Origin of the sequence: Paenibacillus terrigena DSM 21567, assembly GCF_000374845.1 — a bacterium.
Classification (GTDB): Bacteria; Bacillota; Bacilli; order Paenibacillales; family Paenibacillaceae; genus Paenibacillus_K; species Paenibacillus_K terrigena.
Genome location: NZ_KB895423.1, coordinates 81,771 through 107,077 on the forward strand (window position 1 = coordinate 81,771; position 25,307 = coordinate 107,077).

The 25,307-nt window shown below is 43.8% G+C and carries 25 protein-coding genes and 1 pseudogene; 24 read left to right on the top strand and 2 right to left on the bottom strand.

Annotated elements, in window-relative coordinates; translation table 11 throughout:
- Window positions 1–83 precede the first annotated feature (83 nt).
- The 7 genes from C558_RS0124955 to C558_RS0124985 all read left to right on the top strand — a co-directional run bounded on the left by C558_RS0124955 (window position 84) and on the right by C558_RS0124985 (window position 7,971).
- A complete protein-coding gene (locus tag C558_RS0124955; protein WP_018759032.1) occupies window positions 84–1,679 on the top strand; it encodes an FAD-dependent oxidoreductase in 1,596 nt (531 codons plus the stop codon).
- 75 nt (window positions 1,680–1,754) lie between these two features.
- Entirely contained in the window at window positions 1,755–2,462 is a 708-nt protein-coding gene (locus C558_RS0124960) for a hypothetical protein (protein ID WP_018759033.1), read from the top strand.
- A gap of 182 nt (window positions 2,463–2,644) precedes the next feature.
- On the top strand, window positions 2,645–4,972 hold the full coding sequence (locus C558_RS0124965) for a xanthine dehydrogenase family protein molybdopterin-binding subunit (protein WP_018759034.1): 2,328 nt from the start codon (window positions 2,645–2,647) through the stop codon (window positions 4,970–4,972).
- Window positions 4,959–5,792, top strand: a complete 834-nt coding sequence (locus tag C558_RS0124970; RefSeq protein ID WP_018759035.1) for an FAD binding domain-containing protein — start codon at window positions 4,959–4,961, stop codon at window positions 5,790–5,792. The genes C558_RS0124965 and C558_RS0124970 overlap by 14 nt, the downstream gene beginning before the upstream one ends.
- Window positions 5,793–5,795: 3 nt before the next feature.
- Entirely contained in the window at window positions 5,796–6,296 is a 501-nt protein-coding gene (locus C558_RS0124975) for a (2Fe-2S)-binding protein (RefSeq protein ID WP_018759036.1), read from the top strand.
- A gap of 15 nt (window positions 6,297–6,311) precedes the next feature.
- Window positions 6,312–7,358 carry an XdhC family protein gene (locus C558_RS0124980; RefSeq protein ID WP_018759037.1) on the top strand — a complete coding sequence of 349 codons (1,047 nt, stop codon included), beginning with the start codon at window positions 6,312–6,314 and terminating at the stop codon, window positions 7,356–7,358.
- Window positions 7,348–7,971 (top strand): nucleotidyltransferase family protein, encoded by a 624-nt coding sequence (locus tag C558_RS0124985; RefSeq protein ID WP_018759038.1) that lies wholly within the window; start codon window positions 7,348–7,350, stop codon window positions 7,969–7,971. The genes C558_RS0124980 and C558_RS0124985 overlap by 11 nt, the downstream gene beginning before the upstream one ends.
- Here C558_RS0124985 and C558_RS0124990 read toward each other — a convergent pair.
- Entirely contained in the window at window positions 7,941–8,969 is a 1,029-nt protein-coding gene (locus C558_RS0124990) for an FUSC family protein (protein WP_051106926.1), read from the bottom strand. The two genes, C558_RS0124985 and C558_RS0124990, sit on opposite strands and share 31 nt — an antisense overlap.
- Window positions 8,970–9,255: 286 nt before the next feature.
- On the opposite strand from C558_RS0124990, the gene C558_RS0124995 reads away from it, so the two are divergent.
- The 6 genes and pseudogenes from C558_RS0124995 to C558_RS0125025 all read left to right on the top strand — a co-directional run.
- Window positions 9,256–10,434 carry a NupC/NupG family nucleoside CNT transporter gene (locus C558_RS0124995; protein WP_018759040.1) on the top strand — a complete coding sequence of 393 codons (1,179 nt, stop codon included), beginning with the start codon at window positions 9,256–9,258 and terminating at the stop codon, window positions 10,432–10,434.
- A gap of 351 nt (window positions 10,435–10,785) precedes the next feature.
- Window positions 10,786–11,181 (top strand): hypothetical protein, encoded by a 396-nt coding sequence (locus tag C558_RS0125000; RefSeq protein WP_018759041.1) that lies wholly within the window; start codon window positions 10,786–10,788, stop codon window positions 11,179–11,181.
- 140 nt (window positions 11,182–11,321) lie between these two features.
- Window positions 11,322–12,683 (top strand): vWA domain-containing protein, encoded by a 1,362-nt coding sequence (locus C558_RS0125005; RefSeq protein WP_018759042.1) that lies wholly within the window; start codon window positions 11,322–11,324, stop codon window positions 12,681–12,683.
- 255 nt (window positions 12,684–12,938) lie between these two features.
- On the top strand, window positions 12,939–15,101 hold the full coding sequence (locus tag C558_RS33360) for a PrsW family glutamic-type intramembrane protease (protein WP_018759044.1): 2,163 nt from the start codon (window positions 12,939–12,941) through the stop codon (window positions 15,099–15,101).
- Between the two features lie 17 nt (window positions 15,102–15,118).
- Window positions 15,119–15,373 (top strand): CPCC family cysteine-rich protein, encoded by a 255-nt coding sequence (locus tag C558_RS0125020; protein WP_018759045.1) that lies wholly within the window; start codon window positions 15,119–15,121, stop codon window positions 15,371–15,373.
- A gap of 53 nt (window positions 15,374–15,426) precedes the next feature.
- Window positions 15,427–15,729 (top strand): annotated as a pseudogene (locus C558_RS0125025) (SDR family oxidoreductase); the annotation flags it as partial.
- Between the two features lie 77 nt (window positions 15,730–15,806).
- Here the strand turns inward: C558_RS0125025 and C558_RS0125030 are convergent.
- Complete coding sequence (locus C558_RS0125030) at window positions 15,807–16,319, bottom strand: MepB family protein (protein WP_018759047.1); 513 nt, start codon at window positions 16,317–16,319, stop codon at window positions 15,807–15,809.
- Window positions 16,320–16,456: 137 nt separating this feature from the next.
- Between C558_RS0125030 and C558_RS33990 the strand changes: the two genes are divergently transcribed.
- From C558_RS33990 to C558_RS0125085, 11 genes are all read left to right on the top strand, one after another.
- Window positions 16,457–16,606, top strand: a complete 150-nt coding sequence (locus C558_RS33990; protein WP_018759048.1) for a hypothetical protein — start codon at window positions 16,457–16,459, stop codon at window positions 16,604–16,606.
- A gap of 182 nt (window positions 16,607–16,788) precedes the next feature.
- On the top strand, window positions 16,789–16,884 hold the full coding sequence (gene comI, locus C558_RS34825; protein ID WP_018759049.1) for a competence inhibitor ComI: 96 nt from the start codon (window positions 16,789–16,791) through the stop codon (window positions 16,882–16,884).
- Window positions 16,885–17,314: 430 nt separating this feature from the next.
- The gene (locus C558_RS0125045) at window positions 17,315–18,109 is read left to right on the top strand and encodes a MerR family transcriptional regulator (RefSeq protein ID WP_018759050.1); all 795 of its coding nucleotides are present in this window, start codon (window positions 17,315–17,317) and stop codon (window positions 18,107–18,109) included.
- A gap of 109 nt (window positions 18,110–18,218) precedes the next feature.
- On the top strand, window positions 18,219–19,016 hold the full coding sequence (locus C558_RS0125050; RefSeq protein WP_018759051.1) for a CPBP family intramembrane glutamic endopeptidase: 798 nt from the start codon (window positions 18,219–18,221) through the stop codon (window positions 19,014–19,016).
- 163 nt (window positions 19,017–19,179) lie between these two features.
- A complete protein-coding gene (locus tag C558_RS31845; RefSeq protein ID WP_018759052.1) occupies window positions 19,180–19,719 on the top strand; it encodes a GNAT family N-acetyltransferase in 540 nt (179 codons plus the stop codon).
- A gap of 143 nt (window positions 19,720–19,862) precedes the next feature.
- Complete coding sequence (locus C558_RS0125060) at window positions 19,863–20,192, top strand: ArsR/SmtB family transcription factor (RefSeq protein ID WP_018759053.1); 330 nt, start codon at window positions 19,863–19,865, stop codon at window positions 20,190–20,192.
- Window positions 20,189–20,608, top strand: a complete 420-nt coding sequence (locus C558_RS0125065; protein ID WP_018759054.1) for an SRPBCC family protein — start codon at window positions 20,189–20,191, stop codon at window positions 20,606–20,608. The genes C558_RS0125060 and C558_RS0125065 overlap by 4 nt, the downstream gene beginning before the upstream one ends.
- 157 nt (window positions 20,609–20,765) lie before the next feature.
- Window positions 20,766–23,021: an ATP-binding cassette domain-containing protein gene (locus C558_RS0125070; RefSeq protein ID WP_018759055.1), complete on the top strand. Its 2,256-nt coding sequence runs from the start codon at window positions 20,766–20,768 to the stop codon at window positions 23,019–23,021.
- 495 nt (window positions 23,022–23,516) lie between these two features.
- Window positions 23,517–23,723, top strand: coding sequence for a helix-turn-helix domain-containing protein (locus tag C558_RS31850; RefSeq protein ID WP_018759056.1), 207 nt, complete (start codon window positions 23,517–23,519; stop codon window positions 23,721–23,723).
- A 33-nt stretch (window positions 23,724–23,756) separates the two neighbouring features.
- Window positions 23,757–24,128 (top strand): iron chaperone, encoded by a 372-nt coding sequence (locus C558_RS0125080; protein WP_018759057.1) that lies wholly within the window; start codon window positions 23,757–23,759, stop codon window positions 24,126–24,128.
- Between the two features lie 328 nt (window positions 24,129–24,456).
- Window positions 24,457–25,050: a YdeI/OmpD-associated family protein gene (locus tag C558_RS0125085; protein WP_018759058.1), complete on the top strand. Its 594-nt coding sequence runs from the start codon at window positions 24,457–24,459 to the stop codon at window positions 25,048–25,050.
- Window positions 25,051–25,307: the final 257 nt, after the last annotated feature.

Sequence of the window (25,307 nt, forward strand, 5' to 3'; positions counted from 1 at the left end):
CGAAAGGAGGGGTTGATTGGAAGATAGGATTTCTTAGCCGGGCGTGATCAAAATATACATTAATCATGAAAGGATGTTCACCAATGAAAAATAAAAACGTGCAAAAAGCAGATTTTGTTGTTCTCGGTGGAGGTTTAGGGGGTTGTATGGCAGCCCTGGCAGCAGCGAAATCAGGATTAAGTGTCATCATGACGGAGGAAACTGATTGGATTGGCGGTCAGCTAACCAGTCAAGCGATTCCGCCGGATGAGCATCGTTGGATTGAGAAATTTGGCTGTACACGGACCTATCAAGAATTCCGCAACCGGGTAAGGGCTTATTATAGAATGAATTATCCCCTGACGGACGAAGCGTTCCAGAACGAAGTGTTAAATCCGGGCAATGGATGGGTTAGCCGACTCTGCCATGAGCCTAAGGTAGCACTGCGTGTCATTGAGGATATGCTTGCTCCTTATACGAGCAGCGGCCGCATTACGATTTTATATCAATATCGCGTCGTCGATGTTGTAATAGATGGCGATCTCGTAACATGTGTAAAGGTTCGGCAAGAACATAGCTGTGAGGAAGCTACGCTCCAAGGCATATTTTTTGCGGATGCTACCGAATGCGGAGATTTGCTGCCTTTGGCTGGTATTGAGCATGTGATGGGAGCCGAATCGAAAGAACAGACAGGAGAGCCGCATGCTGCAGAGGTGGCGGATCCATTAGATATGCAGTCGATTACACACGTATTTGCCGTGGATTACGTGGAAGGCGGCAACTTTACGATAGACAAGCCCAAACAATATGATTATTGGCGTCAATATGTACCGCATAACTATGAGCATTTGCCGCTGCTCGGCTGGCTCGTCCCTGAGATCAGCAAGAACGGTACTATCAAAGAGTACGCACTTTTTAAAGGCAAACTAGGTCAGTGGTGGGAGTCCTTATTCAATTATCGCCGTATTATCGATAAATCCCTATTTAAGAATCAATTATTTCCAAGTGACGTTTCCTTGATTAATTGGCCGCAGAACGATTATCATCTGGGCGCCATTTACGGTGTGTCCGAGCATGAACGCAGCAAACATTTGGAAGGGGCGCGTCAATTAAGCTTATCTTTACTGTACTGGCTGCAGACCGAGGCGCCACGCTTAGATGAAGGAAAGGGATATCCCGGGCTTCGTTTGCGTAAGGACGTGCTCGGAACGGAGGATGGATTCGCCAAACATCCATACATTCGTGAATCGAGACGTATCAAGGCTTTATATACGATATCGGAGCATGATGTGAGCAAGGAAATTCGTGGACAGCAAGGCATTCGCAAGTATGACGATAGTGTAGGCGTCGGACACTATTATCTGGATTTGCATATGACAACAGCATCCCATCGCAGTCTATATATACCATCTTATCCCTATGAAATTCCGCTGGCTGCGCTGCTTCCGATTCGTGTGAAAAATGTGCTGCCCGCTTGCAAAAATATTGGAACAACTCAAATTGCGAACGGTTGTTATCGACTTCATCCGACGGAATGGAATATTGGCGAAAGTGTCGGTTATTTAGTTTCTTATGCATTCAAAAATCAAATTCAACCGCATGATATACGAAAAGACTCCAAGCACATGCAAGCATTTCAAAGGATGATCCAGGAACAGGGCATACAAATCCATTGGCCCAATGATATAGAACTGCCTTAATGATAGATTCACGCCGATATTCACGTAGGGAAGCTGCCTCCGTTCGTACCAATTTTTGGGTAGAGGTGATGGACAATGAATTGCGTTAAACGAATGGGTCAGGCTTTGTTCGTACTTCTTATTATGCTGACTGCGGCCGGCTGTACAAAGGCACCATGCGCGGAGATAATCGAGTGGGTTGATTTTCTGATGATTAACAACATTAAATATTATTACAACGACGATGGAATTAGGGAAGTAACAGTTGAGCAACGCGGAGACAAGATAGGTGAAGTCTCCTATATGTTAAATGAACACGCTTGTACGGGCCATATGAACAAGAACGGGGATGCGGCCTTCCTTCCGATCGGTACTGGTATTTACGCCATGAAGGGTTACAAGTCGGGGTTCCGTGTCATAGCCGACAACAAGATTTATCAAGTAAATGATAATCCGAATGCGGCAACAATGGGAGATTTATTGGATATCAACGGAAGAGTGGAGAAAGTGAGTCTAGAAAGCGCTGAGGACGGCAGTCCAATTGGCGATTTCAGTGCGAAAGCGGCATCAGAATTTATTCAAGAGTTGCTGCCTTTGTCTCATATCGGTTTCGATGCGGTCTATAAGAAAACAAAGCATGAAACTGGCATTTTCCTGCGCGTGCACCTTCAGGATGGAACATCCTTCCGGATGGTCTATTATCCGAAAGCGAACGCCTTTACAGAAGGTGCATTCGGAACAGAAAGATTGAAAGAGTTAATCATGACTCAAAGACAGCAAATTAAAGCAGCGGCAGGATTGTAAAGGCGCAGTTCTCTCGGGAGATGGGTTAACATTGCAAATTAGAGTTTGAAGTCGCGGAAATCGCGGCTTTTTTGTTTTAACGAAACACTTTTCGGACCGTCATCATAAGAGTTTATATAAGACTAATTTCGTTAATACGGACAATCCATTTTCCATATATATCTATGGAAAGGAGGGGGATTATGAACGGTCAGGCGGTTGGTAAAAGTGTTCCGAGAAAGGAAACGTGGGAGAAGGTAACAGGGAGAGCTAAATATGTGGATGATGCCTCTAACCTAGGGCTTTTACATGCCAAAATTGCCATCAGCCCCCATGCTCACGCAATCATCAAATCGATTGATTTGTCAGAGGCCTGGAAATTGCCTGGCGTACGAGCGATCATCACCGGACAGTATTATCCGGTCTTGACGGGTTCTCCACTTGAAGACCGACCGCCAATTGCCATCGATAAAGTGAGGTACTATGGAGAGCCGATCGCCCTCGTTGTCGCGGAACAGGAACACATAGCAGAGATGGCAGCTCTAAGCATCAAAGTAGAATATGATCCTCTGCCTGTCGTAAACTCTCCAACTGAAGCCTATCAGAAAAATGCGCCCATCATTCATGAACACCTTGCTATGTATAAACGGACCGAAGAGGCCATTCCAGAAGCGGGAACGAACGTCGCGAACCGAACCAAAATACGTAAAGGAAATATGGAGGAAGGTTGGAAGCGCAGCGACCATACGATTGAAGTTCATGTTACCATACCTCAATCGGATCATGCCGCGATGGAATTAAGGAGCAGCAGAGCAGAGATTGTACCCGATGGCAAAGTAATCATCCATTCCACTTCGCAATCACCTTATGTCATCCGAAGAGCGATCAGTTCCTTTCTTCATATCCCGCTTCATCAAGTCATCGTTCATACGCCTCTCGTCGGAGGAAGCTTCGGGGGCAAATCCGCGATCCAGATGGAATTCCTGGCTGTATTGGCTTCGAGAGCTGTTGGAGGAAGAGCTGTAAACATCGTAAATTCCAGGGAGCTGGATATGATCTCTTCGCCAGTACATATCGGGTTAGATGCAAGAGTCAAGCTAGGCTGTACCCAGGAAGGGAAAATTGAAGCCGCGGACATTTTATTTCTATATGATGGTGGAGCCTATTCAGATCGTGGAGCCATTATGAGCCGAGCAGGAGCTACCGATTGCACGGGTCCTTATCGCATCGATAACGTTCATTGCGACTCTTTATGCATGTATACGAATCATCCTTATTCTACGTCATTCCGGGGGTTCGGCCACCCGGAGATGACGCTAGCAATTGAACGAGCAATGGATATCTTAGCGAAAAAAGTGCAAATGGATCCCCTCGCGTTTCGTATCCTGAATGCGATTCAACCAGGGGATACAAGTCCGACGCAAACGCAGCTGAATCGTAGCAATCTAGGTGATCTGTCCATGTGTATAACGAAGCTGAAAACATTAATCCGTTGGGACGAACCATCAAAGGCAGAAATCCATGGCTATCTCATCAGGGCAAAAGGCGTATGCTGTTTCTGGAAAAATTCGAATACGCCAACAAATGCCGGGGCGGGAGCCATTGTGATGTACAATGCCGACGGGAGCGTTACCTTGCTCTGCGGTGCAGTGGAGATCGGTCAAGGAACGAGGACAGCCCTTACGCAAATGCTAGCCGAACGATTGCGTATGGATGAGCAGATGGTCCAAATTTCTACAGACGTGAATACCGAATCGGATCCTCAGCATTGGAAAACCGTGGCGAGCCGCAGCACCTTCTTAGTGGGGAATGCCGTTCTGAGGGCGGCCGATGATGCGATAAAGCAGCTGAAAGAGATTGCTTCGATTGTGCTCGGTTACCCACCAACCGAGCTGGATGTCGGTGGGGGGAGGATTTACTTTATTCACCGTCCCGATATCGGGATCGAAATTATCAAAATCGCTAATGGATACATGTATCCGAACGGCAACACCATCGGTGGTCAGGTGATCGGTCGCGGGAACTACTCGATGCAACATTTAACGCAGCTGGATCCTGAAACCGGCAAAGGAACACCAGGTCCCGATTGGACCGTAGGCGCACAAGCGGTAGAAGTTGAAATAAATACAAGAGAGTACACGTATAGAATCGTCAAAGCAGCGTCGGTGATTGATGCCGGCAAAGTGATTAATCCAGAATTCGCTCGGGGCCAGATTACAGGTGCTATGAGTATGGGGCTGAGTTTCGCCAGCAGGGAAGCGTTTCAGTTCGATCCTAACGGAAAAATATTAAATCCTCAGCTTCGTACCTATAAGCTAATTCGATATGGGGGGCAGCCGGAGTATTTGGTTGAATTTGTCGAAACGCCAAATCTCGAAGCTCCTTATGGATTGCGCGGTCTCGGTGAGCATGGATTGATTGGTATGCCTGCGGCACTGGCGAATAGCTTAACGAATGCGATCGGTGTGGAACTGAATCAACTGCCATTAACGCCGGAAATGATTTGGGGGATGGTTCATGATTCCGTTTAATTTTGAATATTATAAACCTTCTTCCATTCCTGAGGCTGTGGAATTATTCCGGCAATTGTATGCGCAAGGGAAAAACCCGATGTATTATTCCGGTGGGACAGAGATCATAACATGGGCCCGAATGAACGCCATTCGTCCGGGAGCCGTGATTGATTTGAAGTCCATATCGGAGTGCAACATCATTCAATACCAGTACAATCATCTCGTTATTGGATCTTGCGTACCGTTATCGATGTTAACCGCAGTAAATCTGTTTCCACTGCTCAGTGAAACTGCACAAGGCGTCGCCGACCAAACGGCACGTAATAAAATTACGTTCGGGGGGAACATTTGCGGCAGAATTTACTATAGGGAGGCCGTACTCCCGCTGCTGCTCTCGAACAGTCGAATGCTCATAGCGGGTCTAAAAGGGATGAGAGAGGTTTCGATTCATCACGTATTCGTACAACAAATGAGATTGGAAAGTGGAGAATTTATTGTCCAAATGATTACAGACCGCGAATACTTAGCGTTGCCTTACGTTCATGTTAAAAAACGTCAGATCGGCAACGTTGGCTATCCGCTCGTCACATTGGCAGCGCTTAAGAAAGATCATCAGATACGAACAGCGTACAGCGGTGTTTGCGCGTTTCCTTTCCGCTCCATTGAGATGGAGCAAGTGTTGAACGATCCCATGTTATCTATAGAAGCTAAAGTAGATCAGGCAATCGATAAGCTTCCTGCTCCGGTACTGACGAATACGGAAGCGTCAGCCGCTTATCGGAAATTTGTGCTGAAACATACGCTGATTGAGACCTTATCCCTGTTGGAAGGAAAGTGAAGCATGCCATCCTACAATATCTCTCAATATTCGATCGGATTGCAAGTGAACGGCGAATGGAGAACGATTCAAGTTCGGACTGCGGATACCCTATTATATGTTCTTCGCGAAAGTCTCGGACTGACAGGAAGTAAAAACGGCTGCGACAATGGCGATTGCGGAACTTGTACGATATTAGTCAATGGGGTGCCGATCAAATCGTGTATCATGCTCACTGTGGAAGCCAATGGACAGCATATAACAACGATCGAAGGTTTGACCCATTCGCCTATCATGCAAGCCTTCGTTCAACAACAAGCGTTCCAATGCGGTTATTGCACACCCGGATTTATTGTGAATTGTCATGGTTTGTTGAATGCACATCCTGATGCGAATGAAGAAACCATCGGGATATGGCTAGAATCCAATATTTGCAGGTGCACATCGTACGAGGAAATTCATAAAGCCGTGATGTCCGTTTTTACGTCGAATAACGCTGCGAAACCTACATCCCAAGGGAGTTGAAGGAGGAGGGCATGGTTGGAAGAAATTCATCGTATCCTAGAAGCTATTCGATGTAATAGCCAACGAAGCGTGCTTGCAACGATTACGCATGTAGAAGGGAGTGCCTACCTTAAAGAAGGAGCTTCCATGCTGTTTCTAGAAGACGGCTCACAAATTGGGCTGCTGAGTGCAGGTTGCTTGGAGACGGATCTAGCAGCACGCATACCGGAAATATTGGAATCAGGCAGATCTTGCGGATTTGTGTACGACATGCAATCCTCGGACCTACTGTCCTGGGGAGAAGAATCAGGGTGTGGCGGCGTTATTCATGTGACGATAGAACCCATAGATAACGTATTAATGGATCATTTATGTTCGTTAAAGGATGATCTGGATCGGCAAATGGAGGTCAAGATCATCAAAAATATCAGCTCAGAGGGATCGGTAGCCGAATATGCCTTCGTAACCGGGGATCGCCAGGTATATGGAGAATGGAAGGGAGGATTTCCAGAGGCTCTATTGGATTTAACTTCGTCCGGCGAATCTCGAAAAAGCGGTATGAAAACCGTCCCCTCTATGCAAGCGAATGTTTTCGTTCATACGTATTACCCTAAACCGCGATTGTTGATTTTTGGAGCGGGTCAAGATGCTAGACCGCTGGCCACATTTGCGAATGCTGCCGGGTTCTCCGTGATCGTCTCCGATTGGAGACCTGTGCTTTGCGATCGACGTTATTTTCCTGATGCAGATACGCTATTGATAGGCTTTCCTGAGGAGACGGTAGGCTTGATCCATTGTACTTCTTACGATTATGCCGTTGTGATGACGCATCATTTTCGAAGGGATCAACAGTTGATTCGTTTACTTTCAGAGCGGCAGCTTTGTTATATTGGCGTCCTGGGTTCGAAGCGTCGAACGCAACGCTTATTCGAAGAGGGGCCGATACCGGAGAATTTGCATGCACCCGTAGGCATCGCGATTGGCGCGGAAGGACCCGTGGAAATCGCAGTGAGCATTCTCGCAGAGTTAATCGATACGTATCGCAAAAATAGGAAGAGAGAAGCGATTGCCTATGAGCCATAGTCGCATCCATGGGATCTATTTAGCAGCTGGTCAGAGCACCCGAATGGGCTCGGATAAACTTCGACTACCGCTGGGTTCGATGTGCTTGGGAAATTATGCGTTGGCTGCGGCTTTGAATTCTTGTTTGGATTACATTTGGATCATATCCAGTGATGCTCCGGATTGGATGGATCGTTCATTCTTCGAAGATCCAATCCATCGTAAATGGTCCGTTATATCCTGCCCTGAAGCTCATTTGGGGCAAGCAGCCTCCCTTCGGTGCGGAATCCAGGCTGCTAATTCGATGAAAGCGACGGCTGTCATGATTTTACTCGCAGACCAACCTTTAATCACGAAGGAGCTGATCAATGAACTGCTTGGACATTATGAAACAGGTCTACAACATAACATTCATTACGCAGCCGCAAGTTTCGAAGGTTTGGCGAGACCACCTGTACTATTTGATCATCGATTGTTTGCGGATCTCATGCAATTACGAGGCGATCAGGGCGCCAGAAGTCTGATTCGTAAGGATCCATCGGGTATATGCATTGATTGCAAGATGCCGGACTTGTTCATGGATGTGGATACACCGAAAGATTATCAGTTGTTACTGGACAAAATGGGATTATAGAAATCTTGAATGATTTGTTCGGCGTTCACATATAAAGCAAGCGGGTACTGATCATTCGCTAATTGAGAAGGTGTTTTTAATTGTAGAGCATTCGCGTTTGGTTTAAAGGTGCTTTTACCCACGTTATTCAATATGGGTTCCCATTCCTTTACAAGCAACCCTAACGTGTTCAAATGATCAGACCAAATTTGCTGATTCTCTGTTGACAAAGAGCCGCTTTCGGACCATTTCATAAAAACTCGTATCATATCTGAAAGATTTGCATAGCCTAGCCGAAGTTGATTCATATGTTGGGTCAATTTATTCAACGTGTTACGTTTATTGTGAGCAAGCGGGTTGAGACGTAAACTTTGATTCGCCTTATCCAATTCGGTTGTCGATTGATGAAGCTCTTGGAATAAGGTTTGCAATGCTTGTTTTAAGGTCTGAGCCTCACTTGAGGAGCACCCATGTTCGACCCATTGTGCAGCAATATAGAAATGCTTAGTTAAATGATCCGCGAAATGAATCATCTTTTGCGTGGCCTTATTGATGGAATTAGGAGGGAATATTAGCAAGTGAATCAGAATGGCAACAGCAGCACCGATGATGGTATCGCGAATGCGGTCTAGCGGATAGCTGGGCATTTTGCTTTGAAAGTACATCACCAATAAAACGCTGAGAGCCACCTGGACTATCACGACATGCTCCCATTTGAACAGCACCACAATCACGGACCCAAGCAACAGCATAAGACCGATGGTCCACCCGTTTAAGCCGATATAAGGCATTATACTTGCAGCAAGTAATACGCCCACAAGCGTGCCGACAATGCGCTGCCATGCATATTGGATGGATTTGCTGACGGTAACCTGAATGGTCAGGATGACGGTCAGAGGCGCTAAATAGGGATGACTGGATCCTGCCCATTTGGCAATCTCCCATGACAATGCTGAAGCGAATGGGATTTTCCATATCGCTCCATGATTATTGATGAAATCCATAATCTTATTATTCAACTTACTTAACCCCGCTTTATCATCGTTCTCGTTAATTACCATGGATTCGTTGACGTATCCGACTTGGTATATATTGCCCCAAACCTGAAGAATATATGGCATTAAGAAAAGCAGCAGGTCTAAGTCCAAAGGAAGTTGAGCTTATATCCCGGAGAATCCGGAAAAAATACCAGGAAAACCATTGAAGTAATTCCGATGGTTTTTTATTTTTTTCTTTTAAGTGAGTTGTAAGTGCTTAAAAAAGGAATACTTACAATACATTCACAGTGGAGGAATACACATCATCATGAGATATTTAATCGCTATTCTAGGAGTGCTAGTCGTGTTCGGCCTGACGTATGCGGTAAGCAGCCATCGCCGGAATATCCGTTACAGGCCGCTTTTCTTCATGTTCGTCCTGCAGGTGCTGCTTGCATTTGCCTTACTGCATACCGTCGTCGGCGAACTCCTCATCGGAGGTTTCGCTTCGATATTCGAGAAGCTGCTATCCTATGCAGGAGAAGGCGTTAACTTTGTGTTCGGGGGTCTTGTCAATCAAGGTCAAATGACTTTCTTTCTGTCGGTTCTGCTCCCGATCATATTTATATCCGCTCTCATCGGGATTCTGCAGTATACGATGATCTTGCCTTTCATTATTAAATATATCGGTCTGGTCCTCAGCAAAATCAACGGAATGGGCAAGCTGGAGTCCTATAACGCGGTCGCATCCGCAATTCTGGGGCAATCGGAAGTATTCATTTCCGTCAAAAAGCAAATCGGCTTACTGCCAAAGCATCGTCTTTATACGCTCTGTGCTTCCGCCATGTCCACGGTTTCAATGTCGATTGTCGGCGCATACATGCAAATGATTAATCCAAAGTTTGTTGTTACCGCGCTTGTACTTAACTTATTCGGGGGCTTTATAATCGCTTCGATCATTAACCCGTATACAGTTTCGAGAGAAGAGGATATTCTGGTAGTACAGGATGAAGAGAAGCAGTCGTTCTTTGAGATGCTGGGCGAATACATTTTGGATGGGTTCAAGGTAGCCGTCATCGTCGCAGCAATGCTGGTCGGCTTCGTTGCGCTGATCGCGCTGATTAACGGCATCTTTACCGGCATTTTCGGCATATCCTTCCAGGGCTTTCTCGGTTATCTCTGTGCGCCATTCGCTTTCGTCATGGGGGTACCATGGAGGGAAGCGGTGGAGGCGGGAAGCATCATGGCGACGAAAATGGTATCCAATGAATTCGTGGCGATGCTAGATCTCGGCAAGCATACTGCGTTCTCCGCACGTACGATTGGAATCGTATCGGTGTTCCTTGTGTCGTTCGCCAACTTCTCGTCCATCGGCATTATTGCCGGCGCTGTGAAGGGACTACATGAGAAGCAGGGAAATGTGGTGGCCCGTTTTGGTCTCAAACTACTTTACGGAGCAACGATGGTCAGTGTATTGTCCGCTACAATAGCGGGATTGTTCCTGTAAATGGGAACATGTTTACTCCGTATGCTTAAGGCTGCCAAATGGCAGCCTTTTCACATGCCCAGAAGTACTGGTCGGAGACTAGGCGTGCGACATACCAGACCGTATCATAAAGCAGTAAAGATGAATCCACCGGCGTGTGGGGATCGGCATAGCATGAAAGAGGAAGCAGTGAACTGGGGAGAACCGCCCTTGCACTGCTTTTTTTTTTTGAAAACTGTAAGTAGGCACTCTATAAGCACAAAGGTGAAGGATTTCTATAATTAAACCAGTTTAAGATACTGCCATCAGTTAAATCTTGACATATAATTACATTAATGCTCAATGGGATTGTAATGAAGAGGAGGGTTATTGATGAAAAGTACAGTAGTAGGAACGATCGCTGCATTATTTGCCGTTTCCTTGCTGGTTGGTTGTAATCATGCCAAAAAAACGGAAGCCGCGGAGCAAAAAATAGAGGGGTACTGGAAGCTTGCCGCCGGATCCCAATCGTCAGCTTGCTTTACCGAGATGAAATTTCTTGAAAATCCTACTTCCGATAGGGATCCTTTATCCGTTCATGAAACGACGGGCAACTTTACCCAAATATGGATCGGGGAATACGAGAAGAATGGAAGCGAAATTCGGGTTATTTTGCACGAGCCGAAAGCGGAGCCTTTTATTATGACCGCCGAGCGAAGCGGAAACGAATTAAAGCTTCGATACGAATGGAAATCGGCTGATTTAGTCTGCTCGTATCAGCCTGATTAACAGCTATATCCTCGGAAAAGCTTGATGCCCTATTCGGTCAATCTACGTATTAATGGGTTCATACCTGCACCCATTGTTTCATACCTTAGAGATGGCAGTGGCGAACCGTCACCAGAAGATTATAAATTGGAGGTAAGTTGATGATTCGAAGGTCTATCTTCATATTTGTAACGTTAATCGTATTCCTTGCTGGTTGTAGTAATGAACCGGAAAAGAATACCTCAAAAGTTCAGAACCCAACAAATTCAAATCAAAGCAATGAACCTGAAAAGAATACCTCAAACATTCAGAACCCATCCGATTCAATTCGAACGAATCCTCAGACTCCCTTAACAGATGAACAAATATTAATGAAACCTCCAGGACGTTTTGCTGGCTCTAACTTTGATGAACAGAAAGTTCAAGAGGCTCTGGACCAATTACCAAGCGATTTGACAGCTGATCAATATGAGGAAGAACTACTCCTCTTATTGGCTGAAGACTATCGCTTTTATATGACCACTTTCAATAATTTTGAAACAGAAGTTAAAGTGAATAATGAGCGACCTAATGGTAACATCACATTACCCACAAGTAAGAAGTTACACATTTCGATCCTACTTGATGCCAGTGGCAGCATGAAAGCGCAGATCAATGGCAAATCAAAAATGGACTCTGCCAAAGAGGCTATTCAGATCTTCGCAGATAAATTACCCGAAAATGCAGAGGTATCTTTACGGGTTTATGGACATAAAGGAACAAGTAGTCAGAAAGATAAAAAAGCATCCTGTAACAGTACAGAAGAAATCTTTCATGGTCAAGGTGTGGAGACCAATCAAATAAAAACAGTACTTCAAGATATAGAACCAGCTGGATGGACACCCATTGCAAATGCTCTGAAATCTGTAAAACAAGATATTAATCCTGAGACAACCGATTCGGTCGTATATGTAGTTAGTGATGGAATTGAAACATGTGGAGGTAATCCAGTACAGATTGCCAAAGAACTCAACCAATCCAAAGTGAAGACAGTTGTAAATATTATTGGCTTTAATGTGGATAACGAAGGACAGAAATTGCTTCGACAAGTTGCTACATCTGGTGGTGGAGAGTTCACTTCTGTAGATAATGACGAATCACTAAAAAAATATCTCAATAAAGCCTATGCCAAATTACAAGGCGAGTGGACGACATGGAAAGAAAAAGGAGAAGGACAGGCAAATACACAAAAAGAACAGAAGCAGGGAGTTATCAATATTACAGAAATGGATATGCAAATTCTAGCGAACAAAGAATATGATAATCTGCTAGCAGCCCTTAAGTATCTAGAATCTAAAAACGGAAATGCTATCCCTCAAGTGAGGACACAGATTACAGAACGTAAGAATTTCGCATGGACTTATGCTCGTGATACCGGGAGGCGTTTGTATAACGAAGTCACTAAAAGTGGAAATCAGGTTTATGACGATATCAAGGATGAAGGCGATAAGAATATCGATGATTTGAAGAATAAGAAAAAATAATTAGCGGCAGAGGCTCTGCAAGCAGTAGAGGCTGCTGATATTTTGGCGTTAACGCATTACGGATATGTCTTTCTAAGCGGAGACAACCTCGATTTGTTGTTGGGGTTTGTCTCCTTTTTCGTATTCATTCTCGCTCATAGTTCCGAAGTTTCCCGGTTTTTTATCGACAAAATCATCAAGATTTGAGACCATAGACTTTTTCCACATATTGTAAGAACGTCTATAATACTAATATCCCGCGAGAAGTAGGTTGCGTTGCGGGTTGTTACTGGATCGATCGGTAACCATGGTTTTCTGATCGGAGTCAAGGGAGACGTCCCGCTAGAACAAGATCGGCTTTCAAAGGAGGCGACCGTCATAAATACGATCTGGTCCATTCGAACCGGAATTCGGGATTTTCTTGAGTCCATCCACCGAACTTGCCAAGCATGGATTAAGAAATATCCGTTTATTAAAACGATGTATACGATTTATTCCTGGTTGTCGCTAATCATGTTTGTTTTAAGCTTGTTTTTCGTTAAAGAATCGCGTACCATGGTGGTTCAATATTTATGGTCGTTTTATGTGCTGCTTCAATTTTGGTTTCTATGCCGCAGCAAAACGATGCCGTGGAAGCCAATCGTTCTGTTCGTATTGGCTGGTGTTTTTCTAGTCGTACCGTTCACGACGCTTACGGTCAATGCTCTGCACGTGCTTTTCGGCGGAAAAACATCCGACACTTGGTCCATTGCCGTGATCACGCCAATTTTCGAAGAATTATGGAAGCTACTTCCGCTAGGCATATTCCTGTTGTTCTCGCGTCGAGCGTCCGCTTTGAGCTTGAGTGATTACACGCTTATCGGCGCGGCAACGGGCGTAGGCTTCCAACTGATGGAGGAGTTGTCTCGAAGGTGGATGAGTTCCGGCGCTCTTGCGGAAAAGTTCGGCTACAGCTATACATGGCTGGGCGGCGAAACGATCCATTGGGATTTTTTCTCGCTGTTTCCCGGGCGTTTCGAAGAAAGTTTGTTTCCGACGCTAATGGCCGTAGGTCATCCCGTACATACCGCTATGATCGCGCTTGCGTGCGGAATAGCCTGCCGGCTGCGAAGAAGACTGACGAAATGGGTTTTTCTGTTCCCGGTAATCATTTTGTTGTGGTCCATCCTAGATCACGCGGCATATAACGGCCAACACCAGTTGCCGGGTTGGGTGTTCCGGCTTCATGAGTGGACCGGCAGTGGTTATAAAACTCAACCAGTCTTCCTATTGATGCTGGCCGTATCGATTTTTGCCGACTACTGGTCGTTGAACAAAATACGAATCCGCCTTCCGTCACTGCCGAATGAGCCGTTTCTTAATCCATTTACCGAGCTGTGGAATATGACCCGCTCTTTTTGTCAGGACCGGGGGAAATTCATCTATTGGCTCGGATTTTACCGGGAGCGCAGGGAGCTTGGATTTCATTTGCTTTATGGAAATGACGAAGCGGCCAGCAGACAGGAGCCTATCGATGCTCGGGTAAAAGTTCTTTGCCAGGCGTTAACTGGACTCGCTATAATTCTTCTCGTGGCCGGTCTGTTCGCAGGCATAGGGGCACATACGAGCGGAGGAGAACCGTCATGTTTCGCTTGCATGTTCGACTCGTTGCAAGATTGGTGGGATCGGCTGGATTGGTATGAACAGGGTGCGATCCTGCTTGGAGCCCTTGCCTTGTCACTGCTGTTCGTCGGATTCTGGCCGGCTTTTGGTATCGTAACGACGGGGATGGGAATCGCCGGGAGCGGGCATGAGATTGCCGGCTATATCCGTGATCCGAAGAAGCTGCTGACTCCCGAAAATGTGCTTTCCGTCGCTATAAACATTGCTCTTAACCGAATCCCGTTTGGTAAAGTGCTAACATGGCTGGGGAGTAAAGGGCGTCACTATGTGCGCAAGATTCTGGATAAGCTAGGTTCCCGGAAGCCGGATATCGACGTTCCGGATAAACCGAAACCTCCGAAGAATGACGTCAAAGGGCCGGGTAATCATCCGGATGATCCCAATAAACCGGATGACGATACGCCGAATAAGGATAAAGCCGATGCGGGGACGGATTATCCTGGTAAGCCTTATGCAGGTACAAGGAATGCCGATTCTGATTTTACTAGAGGCCAAGGTAGGAGTACTCTGACAACACACTTTAACGATCATAAAGATGACTTTGGTTATACGACTGAAACTCAATATCTAAATGGTGCAAGAAATTTTCTTGAAAAGCCCCCGACTTCAACAACAAAATCTTTTGATTCAAAACAAGGCACATATTTTAGATATGATACAGCTACTAACGAATTTGGAATAATAAACAAATATGGTGGGATTTCAACTTATTATAAACCAACAAATGGGCTTGAATATTGGGAAGAACAAATAAAACTATATGCCCCCCCTAAGTGAGGGAGGAAGAGGAAAAAATGAAGAGATTACAATGTCCTTGTTGTGATAATTTCACTATAGAAAGCGAAGATGAGGTTGTTGTAGAAATTTGTGATGTATGTTTTTGGCAGTTTGATGCTGTGGCTCATGCTAAGCCCGATATAAGCATAGGAGCAAACCATATCTCATTGAATCAAGCAAGGGAGAATTACAAACAATTCGGTGTTTGCAAGCCCCAATACAAAAGTATGGTAAGAGAACCGCTAGAAGAAGAATTGCCGGAAAATAATTAAGAATAGATGTCCTCTTGAATCTTATACCCTAAGTATCGCTATTCCGTTACATTGAACAGGTCGATTATTCCTCCACAAAGGGCGCGATTGTATCCTTCACTCGTTCATTGTCACTTCAACTTGTTAGCAAAGGCATTAGAGTCAACGCTGTGGCACCAGGCCCGATTTGGACCCCGCTTATCGTATCAAGTTATTCTGCCGAATATGTAAAAACATTTGGTTTGGAAACACCTATGCAACGCGCCGGACAGCCATTCGAGCTTGCACCCACCTACATTTATTTGGCCTCGGATGATGCTTCCTTTGTAACGGGGCAAGTATTACATGTTAATGGCGGTATCATGACGGAAACGTGAAGACTAGGATATTTACTTAACGACGGAGAGGGGGGCATCTCCTTTACTCAAAGTGGGAATTAATAAAGCCCCTCTCTTTAGTTGAAATATAGTTTTAATAGTTCTTGTCTTTGTAAGCTATTTTTACTGTTCATAGTAACGAAATATGGTAATTGCCATTTTTGTGTTGCTATAGCTTGTTTACTAGTCGGTGTATCCCAACTAGGATAAACTCTTATTGCCATTTTCCCTTTTGAAGTAGCTGTTTTAAGAATATTATGGTTTACAAGAAGTTCTTTTGGGAAAACGAATTGTCCAAGATCATGATTGTTATTAGTAAAGGTATTAATAACCAATAAATCAGGAGCGTTTTCATATGAAAATGCTTGGTTCTTATTATCAAAATCTTTTTCCCAGAAGGCAACAAACTGTCCAGTCTTAGTAGGTGTTATTTTTGCAACTCTAAATCTTACCGATTTAGAATCTAGCTGAAATATCCCGGCTCCATATTCTGAATTTTGAGTTTCTTCTCGTATGGAGTTTATTTTTAAGTGATTAGGTTCATAAAAAATTTCATTTACATATGTTAACGCGCTATAAAAATTATTCATTGTTGTACTCCTCATTTTTATACTACGAAATAATGCTTCTTAAATAGAATAGGCTAATCTTAAAATGTCGTCAAAACTCATTGTACAACCGAAATATGATTGTTCTTAAGTAGACAGTTGAAAGTTTTAACGGAGTAGTGGCAGACTATGCAGCAAGTCGTGTTGCAGGCATGATCGAACAAGGGCTAATCCAAGGAGATAGCGGCTTGATCAACCCAAGCGGCCATACGACGAGTGCGGCAACCGCTGTGTTCTTGAGCAGATTGTTGAAAGTGCTAGCGGAGTAAAGTAGCTGAGTAATAAGACATCTCGATTGCCTAAGAAAAGGACACCCCGAGGGATGTCCTTTTTGAATCTAATATAAACATATGAGAACGCTTGTGCGTAGGTGGGGAAAAAGGTAAAATATAGATAACAATTGAATCTTGGGTGGGCATGGTTTCCCTTCGAAGGGAGGTGAGGTGAAGCCATGGAAGTAAAAGATGCAATAACGATTATGTTCCTATTTGGAATGTTTATCCTTGCTCTTTTAACCTATATAAATAATAACAACAAGAGAAAGTAAAAACCCACCCAAAGATTAGAAGCCAAAGGTGGGTTTTCGTTCCTGAATGACTTAGAAGGGAATATACCATCCAAGCCAATTGTACCGACCAAGTGTTCGACGCACTTGGTCTTTTATTAAATATATAATATCACACTGGAAAACATGTATCAAAACAGAAATTGAATAAAAGTAAATTAATATTAAAGTGCACTGTTTATGTAACAAAAAATAACAACCTATTTGTTAAATTATAAAAAATAGAGGGAATCATGAAATTCAGTGGAATATGCTTGATAACTGAAGATGTATCTCATCTGATAGCATTCTACGCTCATTTTGGTTTAGAGACTCAGATGGAAACATTATAAATTTCTATTCAAGCGTAAGTAAAGAATCATGAATGATCTCGAATCATAAAGAACATGCAGCAATGATAAAGGAGAGTATTATGTACACCATTGGACAAGTAGCTAAATTTTTAGGTGTATCTAGAGATACCTTAAAATTTTATGAAGAAAAGGAATTAGTAAGGCCTAAGCAAAATATTGTGAATGGGTATAGAAAATATAATCATTTTGATATATATGATATAACAACCGTAAATTTCTATAGAGAATTGGATATTGAAATCAAAAAAATTCAGGAATTAAGAAAAAGTAAGAGTATAGAGGGAATAAAATCATTATTAGAAGAAAAAGAACAAGAGGTTTTAGAGGAAATAGAATATAAAAAGCTCCTTTTAAAAAAGCTTCAAATCGTAAAAGAAGATTGCGAAAAAATTAAACAATTTTTAGGAGAATACACAGTAAAAGAAATGAAGCCTTTAGAAATAAAAGGTGAACTAGAACATTTTACTGCGTATGATGAATATGAAGCTCTACTTGAGAACACAGACAGCTTGAAAAGAGCAGTTACTCTAACATCTTTAAGAAGAGTCATATGTTTCAACGAAAAAGGGATTATTGAAGATAAGTTTATCGTTGTAAGAAAAGTAGAAGACGTTGTTAAAGAAATAGAAGGTGAAATTCTATCTCATCCAAAATGTATTTATACCGTTATTGAAGATGGAAGATGGTCAACGGGTGGAAAAAGTATTGATCATAACGTGGAGGCTAGTTTAAGAAAAGTAGCATTAGAAAAAGGATATGAACTTTTGGGGCTCGTTTATATCAATATCTTACTTACCACTTATGAAGAGGGGCTTGAACGTATATTTCTAGAAATTTATGCACCTATCAAATAAAGCAGATATGTATTGACCTGTGAGTTACCCCTAGGTTTAAGCTGAAGGTATCAGTAAATATGGCCGTTATTATATTTACGAAATACTTAGTTTGAAGCGGGGATTATGCATGAAAAGAGAAAAGAAACTAAAAAAACCAGTAGCAAGTTATATTGTACTAACCAACATCATTTTTTGGCCACTTTTTTGTCTTGTAGGAGCCATAAGCATGTTAGGATTTCCTGCATGGGTCTTTGATGTCATGTTCTGTATATCATCTTGGTCCTCAACCATTGCTTTTGCAGCGCTGTTTAAAAAAATCTATCCTGGGCAGCGTTTTATACCATTTGTAAAAGATAAATTCAAGCATAAACTTAAATTTTCTGTGATTCTTACTGTGAGTATGATTCAAGTCTTCATATTTCTTATGATTTTGTTTCTCGTATCTAATAATAGTGAAGTAGACTCTATTTTTACAATATCTTCATGGGGAATGCTGATCTATTTCTTTTTTAAAAGCTTTCTTGCAGGGCCACTAGGAGAAGAATTAGGGTGGAGAGGTTTCGCTCAAATTGAGCTCCAAAAGAAGCATTCGCCATTAAAAGCTTCGATAATCATAGGGTTTTGGTGGGGGTTGTGGCATCTACCCATATGGTTTACTACAGGGTTTGTGGGTATTGATTTAATCAAATATATTCTATTTTTTATGATTGCAATCATATCCATAAAGATCGTCATGACAGCATTTTATAACTTAAATCAGAATTTAATTATCCCAATCATCATCCACCAATTCTTTAATTTTTTTATTGGCATTATAAACGGGAAATTAATTGATTTAATCATGTATAACGCAATTTTTTATTTCGTAACAGCAGTTGTAATCATCATTATAAATCCTAAGAAAGTATTGTATGGAAATCGATAACATTATATAAGAGCATGTTTTGATCAATCTTTTTTTCAAAACATGCTCTTTATTGCGATGAATTTTACACAATGATTACGTAGCGTTCATATAACTCCCGAAGTCCTTTTATATACTTAAATTGTTTGATATAGCGAATCAAAAGGACTAGGTGATAGATGAAATGTTAAAAAAACGAGATTTGCATGAATGCCATTCACTGTATAACTTAATGATGGATCCTGTCGTTTTTCCTTATGTTCGTTATAAATGCCAATCGTATGAAGAGTATTTATTCATAACCAAACAGTTGATCGTCGAAGAAGAACAGAGGACATGTATTTCTAGTACGATTCTTAACGAGATGGGACATCCCATTGGTACCATTGATCTATATAATATTGTTAATAAAACAGGCTTCTTGGCCACATGGATTGGAACGCCTTATTTTGGAAAAGGATATAACCAACGAGCGAAGGAATCCTTTTTTGCAGAACTGTTTCTTGAGCATGATATAGATACGGTATTCTTGAAAATCCGTAAACAAAATATTCGATCGAAAAAAGCAGTAGAAAAACTACAGTATGTCAAATTAGCCAATGATACCAACCATGAAGTATATCAATCGATAAATCTTACGGAACAGATCTATGATTTGTATCATGTGGAACGGGTAGGCTTTTTAGAAAGCAATGAAGACATGCAACATGTAGTTGCTACGTAACAAACGATGAAAAAAACTTTTTTCTCAGTTCGGAACACAGTTGACACGACACCAAATGGTGTCTTATAATCAAAGCGTCACTAAAAGGTGTCTAATTAGCTTATAGCAGTCTACTACAGAATTAAGATATTGGAGAGGGTGTTGTGACCGAGAACAATCAGATGCGGGATGTGTTTGATGCAATTGCAGATCCAACGAGGCGCCGACTGATTCAGCTATTAGCAGAGGCAGAGGAGCTACCGCTTCATGAGTTAACGACACAGTTTCAAATGGGCCGCACAGCGGTATCCAAGCATTTGACAATCCTGAAAGAAGCCGGATTAGTGCTTGACCGTAAAGTCGGCAGAGAAACACGATTTAGGCTAAACGCCGAACCTCTCAAAGAAGTTCAAGATTGGGTGGGTTTCTACAGAAAATTCTGGCTTACGAATATGATGCGCTTGAACCAACTATTAGAGGAGGAAGAAGAATGAGTTTAACATTATCATTAGATTTTCAGTATACGTCATCAATCGAGAAGGTGTGGGCCGCTTTAACCGATTCCAATAAGCTTGCGAAGTGGGTAGTCAACAATCAAACCGGTCAGCCGATGGAGAATGACTTCAAGCCCGTTGTAGGATATCGTTTTCAATTCCGCACGCAGCCAAGCGAATGGTGGAATGGCATTATTGAAGGCGAAGTGCTTACCGTGGAAGAACCACACCAGTTGTCTTATACGTGGGAAAGCGGGGAGAAGCACACGGTTACCTGGACGCTGCAGGATTTAGGAGACGGTAAGGTGAATCTTCATCTCGAACAAACCGGTATCTCCAATGAGCAAGCCCTTGGAGGCGCTAAGTATGGCTGGAGTAATTGGTTCAAAGGGTTTGAGCAAGCGTTGGAGGACTAATCGCATTCGGTAGGTAGATCTTAAAACCTGCTTTACCCGAAACAACATAAACCGGCTGCATGTCGTTTGCAGCCGGTTTGTGTCTACTTCGGACATTTCTAAGAATGCTAACCATGTAATATGAGTAAAAAATAACACGATCGGAAGGATGTTATGCATGAGTGACTCTAATCAGGAGCATATCGTCATCTCGGGTGCGAGGGAAAACAATCTCAAGAACGTATCCTTGCGCATTCCAAAGCGGAAGATTACAATCTTCACCGGCGTATCCGGGTCCGGCAAGTCATCGATCGTCTTCGATACGATCGCTGCAGAATCCACGAGATTGCTGAATGAGAACTTCAGCATGTTCGTGCGCACTTTCCTGCCCAAATATCCGCAGCCGGATGCGGACGCGATCGAGAACCTGAGCATGGCTGTTATTGTCGATCAGAAGCGGTTGGGCGGGGGTTCCCATTCCACAATGGGCACCATTACCGATATTTCTCCCATTCTCCGACTTCTTTTCTCACGAGTAGGACAGCCCTATGTTGGAGGAGCGAACATGTTCTCGTTTAACGATCCGCAAGGCATGTGTCTCGAATGCAACGGGATCGGCCGCAGTCTTTGCGTCGTCATGGACAAAGCGGTAGACATGTCCAAGTCGTTAAATGAAGGGGCAATTATGCTGCCGGGCTATACGGTGAACGGCTGGGAATGGAACATGCTTGTACAGTCGGGTTCCTACGATCCCGATAAGAAGCTCAGCGATTACTCGGATGAAGACATAGAGCAGCTGCTGTACGGCAAGGCAAGGAAAGTGAAGATGGATTTCGCCGGGAAGGCAACGAATATTACCGTGGAAGGCGTCATCGAGAAGTTCACCAACAAATACATCAAGCAGGACGTAAAGACGAAGTCCGAACGCACGCAACAAACCGTTGCGCCGTATATCTCCGAGGGTCCCTGCTCCAGCTGTCACGGTGCGAGACTCAGTCAAGCCGCACTAGGCTGCAGGATCCATGGACACAACATTGCGGAGCTGTCCTCCATGGAGGTCGGACAACTCATCCACGCCATTCGGGAGATTGACGATGCTGCCGCCGCGCCGATGGTCAAGTCTCTGAAGGAGCGGCTGCAGCATCTGGTGGATATCGGACTTGACTACTTGACGCTGGACCGCGAGACGGATACCTTATCCGGCGGCGAGTCGCAGCGCGTCAAAATGGTGAAGCATCTGAGTGGGAGTCTGGTGGATGTCACTTACATTTTCGATGAGCCCAGCGTTGGCCTCCACCCCCGCGATGTACATCGGCTAAATGAATTCCTTCAGAAGCTGCGCGACAAAGGCAATACCGTGCTTGTCGTCGAGCATGATCCCGATGTCATCAAGGTGGCGGATCATATCATTGACGTTGGGCCTTATGCCGGCAGCCGAGGAGGTAACATTGTGTATGAAGGAAGCTACCCAGGTCTGCTGGAGTCAGGTACATTGACAGGCACTCATATGAAACGGCCGCTACAACTAAAGAATGATTGCAGGCACCCATCCGGCAAGCTGTCCATCAAGAACGCCAAGCTGCACAACTTGCAGAACGTGAGCGTAGATATTCCAACCGGAGTGCTGACAGTCGTTACCGGCGTCGCCGGCTCGGGTAAGAGCACCCTAATTAACGACGTATTCCTGAGCCAGCATCCAGATGCGATCGTCATCGACCAATCAGCGATTGGCGTGTCGACACGCTCGAATCCCGCAACCTACACGGGCATACTGGATGATGTCCGCAAAGCGTTTGCTTCCGCGAACAAGGTGAGCCCAAGCTTGTTCAGCTTCAACTCCAAGGGGGCTTGCGAAAACTGTCAAGGGCTGGGCGTAGTGTACTTGGACCTTTCATTCTTCGAAAGCGTGAAGCTGCCATGCGAAGTATGCGGAGGGAAGAGATTTAAGGAAGAGGTACTCGCATACAAACTGAACGGTAAGTCTATCGCAGATGTGCTTGAGATGACGGTGGAGCAGGCATTGGAATTTTTCCAGCTAAAAGAGGTTGTACGCAAGCTCCAGGCGATGAGCGATGTGGGGCTGAACTATATTACGCTCGGCCAGCCACTCAGTACACTATCAGGTGGAGAGTGCCAACGTATCAAGCTGGCAAGCGAGCTTCACAAAAAAGGCAGCATCTACGTGATGGACGAGCCGACGACCGGCCTGCATATGTCAGATATCGGTCACCTTCTGGAAATCATGAACCGCCTTGTCGATGCTGGCAATACGGTGATCGTCATCGAGCACAACATCGGTGTGATCAGCCATGCGGATTGGATCATCGATATGGGACCGGACGGAGGTAGCAGGGGCGGCCAGGTGGTGTTCGAGGGCACACCTCCACAGATCATCCATGCTGAGCAGTCGATTACGGGACTATACTTGAAGTAAACGTTAAATCCGCTTAGACTAATAATTCCTTTAAAGAAGTCGCCAAAATGGCGGCTTCTTAGTTTGTTATGTGCTACTAGCCGATAAATATTATTTTCCACCCCCTTGCACCTAACGTAATATTGAAGATAGGAGTAAAGAATTCGAACGCGGACTGCAAATGTCCAAAGAGAAAGCATTGGAACTGTCAAATTGAAAGCAAAACCTGAAAAGTCACTCGAACAACCTTATCTAAATTTTCCAGACTTTAACGGCGCATTAGACAATCAAGCCTCCATTTTAGAAATTCTTCTGCATCAATTCAGACATTTGCCCAGTCACACGGGACAAATCATGTACATTGCAAAGATGAGGAAGGGGCAGCTACAATGGTGTTAAGAAGAACTTAAGGGGGATTTCAGGTTACCAGCCTGAACTGTCTATTCATACGATGACGAGAGACCCCATGGTATCACAATTGTATTACAAGTTCATCTATATTTGGGGGGAGAAAAAATGACATTCGGGCAGACGATTGAACAATTACGTAAGCAGCAGAATATGACGCTTCGCAAGCTGGCAGAAAAAAGCGGAATCAGCTATTCGCTCATCCAGTCCATGGTGAATGATGAGAGGGTACCCACCAAGGAGGCGATTGGTTCTTTGGCTAGAGTTCTGCAGTATGATGACATAGAGGATTTGCTAAGGCTTGCTGGCTATTGATCTGAACGATTTCATTTTTTGGGAGGGAACAACATGGAAGTTTTCGCAGAGTATTTAGCACATATTGATCATCCACAACATAGGGCCCGAACGGAAGAAGTTTTGACATGGGTACATATAAATTTTCCGAATTTAATGCCAAAAATTGCCTGGAATCAGCCTATGTTTACTGATCACGACACATTTATCATTGGCTTTAGTGTAGCCAAACCTCATTTGGCTGTTGCCCCTGAGAGGGCGGGGATTACTCATTTTTCTGATGAAATTGTGCAGGCTGGATATGATCACACCAAGGAGTTAGTGCGTATTCGGTGGGATCGTCCAGTTGATTTCACATTACTTGAGAAAATGATCGAGTTTAATATTTTGGATAAGGCAGACTGTTCAACATTTTGGCGGAAATAAAAAAACCATCCTTAATGGACGTACGAGAAGCAGACCTTCCTGTTATCTCACTTATTCATGAAATTGATCAGTAGATGTACCGTAGCTCAAAACAACGAAACCTGCTTCGTGGGCGCTACGTCCGAAGAGCCGCAAACTTTAAGGAGATGCCTATATGGTGAGCGAGCTTGAAAGGCATTGGAATAATAACCGCATAACGATGATGATATCTAACCTTGCTTGAGTCGAAGCACCTCATGGAAAACGAGAAAGTATTTTCTGTTTATAACAAGACGATTATAATGAGATACAATTGAATGATAGAAAAATAACAGAGGGGTGTTCCTTGATGATAAAAGGTGAAAGGAATTCTAAGATTGATCCCTATTTTAACAAGCTTAAGAAGTGGAAGGAAGAATTCGAGCTGCTCCGAGAAATCGTTCTTGACTGCGGGCTGACCGAGGATTTTAAGTGGATGCATCCTTGTTACACGTTTGACGATAAAAATATCGTTCTGATCCATGGGTTTAAGGACTATTGCGCGCTATTGTTTCACAAAGGCGTGTTGTTAAAAGATCCCCATGGGATCCTCATCCAACAAACGGAGAATGTGCAAGCGGCGCGCCAGATTCGGTTCACCAACGTTCAAGAAATAGATGAGATGCAGCTTATCTTGACTGAATATATTGATGAAGCCATTGAAGTTGAGAAAGCCGGTTTGCAAGTGAACTTAAAAAAGAATACGGAATACGTCATGCCTGAAGAATTACAAAATAAATTCGTTGAAATCCCCGAATTGAAATCGGCTTTCGAAGCCTTGACGCCGGGACGGCAAAGAGCGTACATTCTGCATTTTTCAGCACCCAAACAATTCAAAACGCGAGAGTCACGGGTTGAAAAATATATCCCGCAAATCCTCGACGGAAAGGGATTAAATGATTAGTATATGCTATGGAGCCGCGGAAATGATATTATCCCCTTATGGTTGACAGTGAAGAAAAGTCCACTGGTACAATGGACTTGAAAGCTGCAACCGGAGGGGATTTTTCATGGCAAAAAAGGGACAAGTATTCATCCAATACACGGAACAATTAAAAAACGAAGCCATTCGACTTTATGAGTCAGGGGTAAGTTCTCGAGAAGTAGCGAAGCAATTGAATATACGTAGTAAATGTCAGGTGCTCGTTTGGGTTAAGAAGT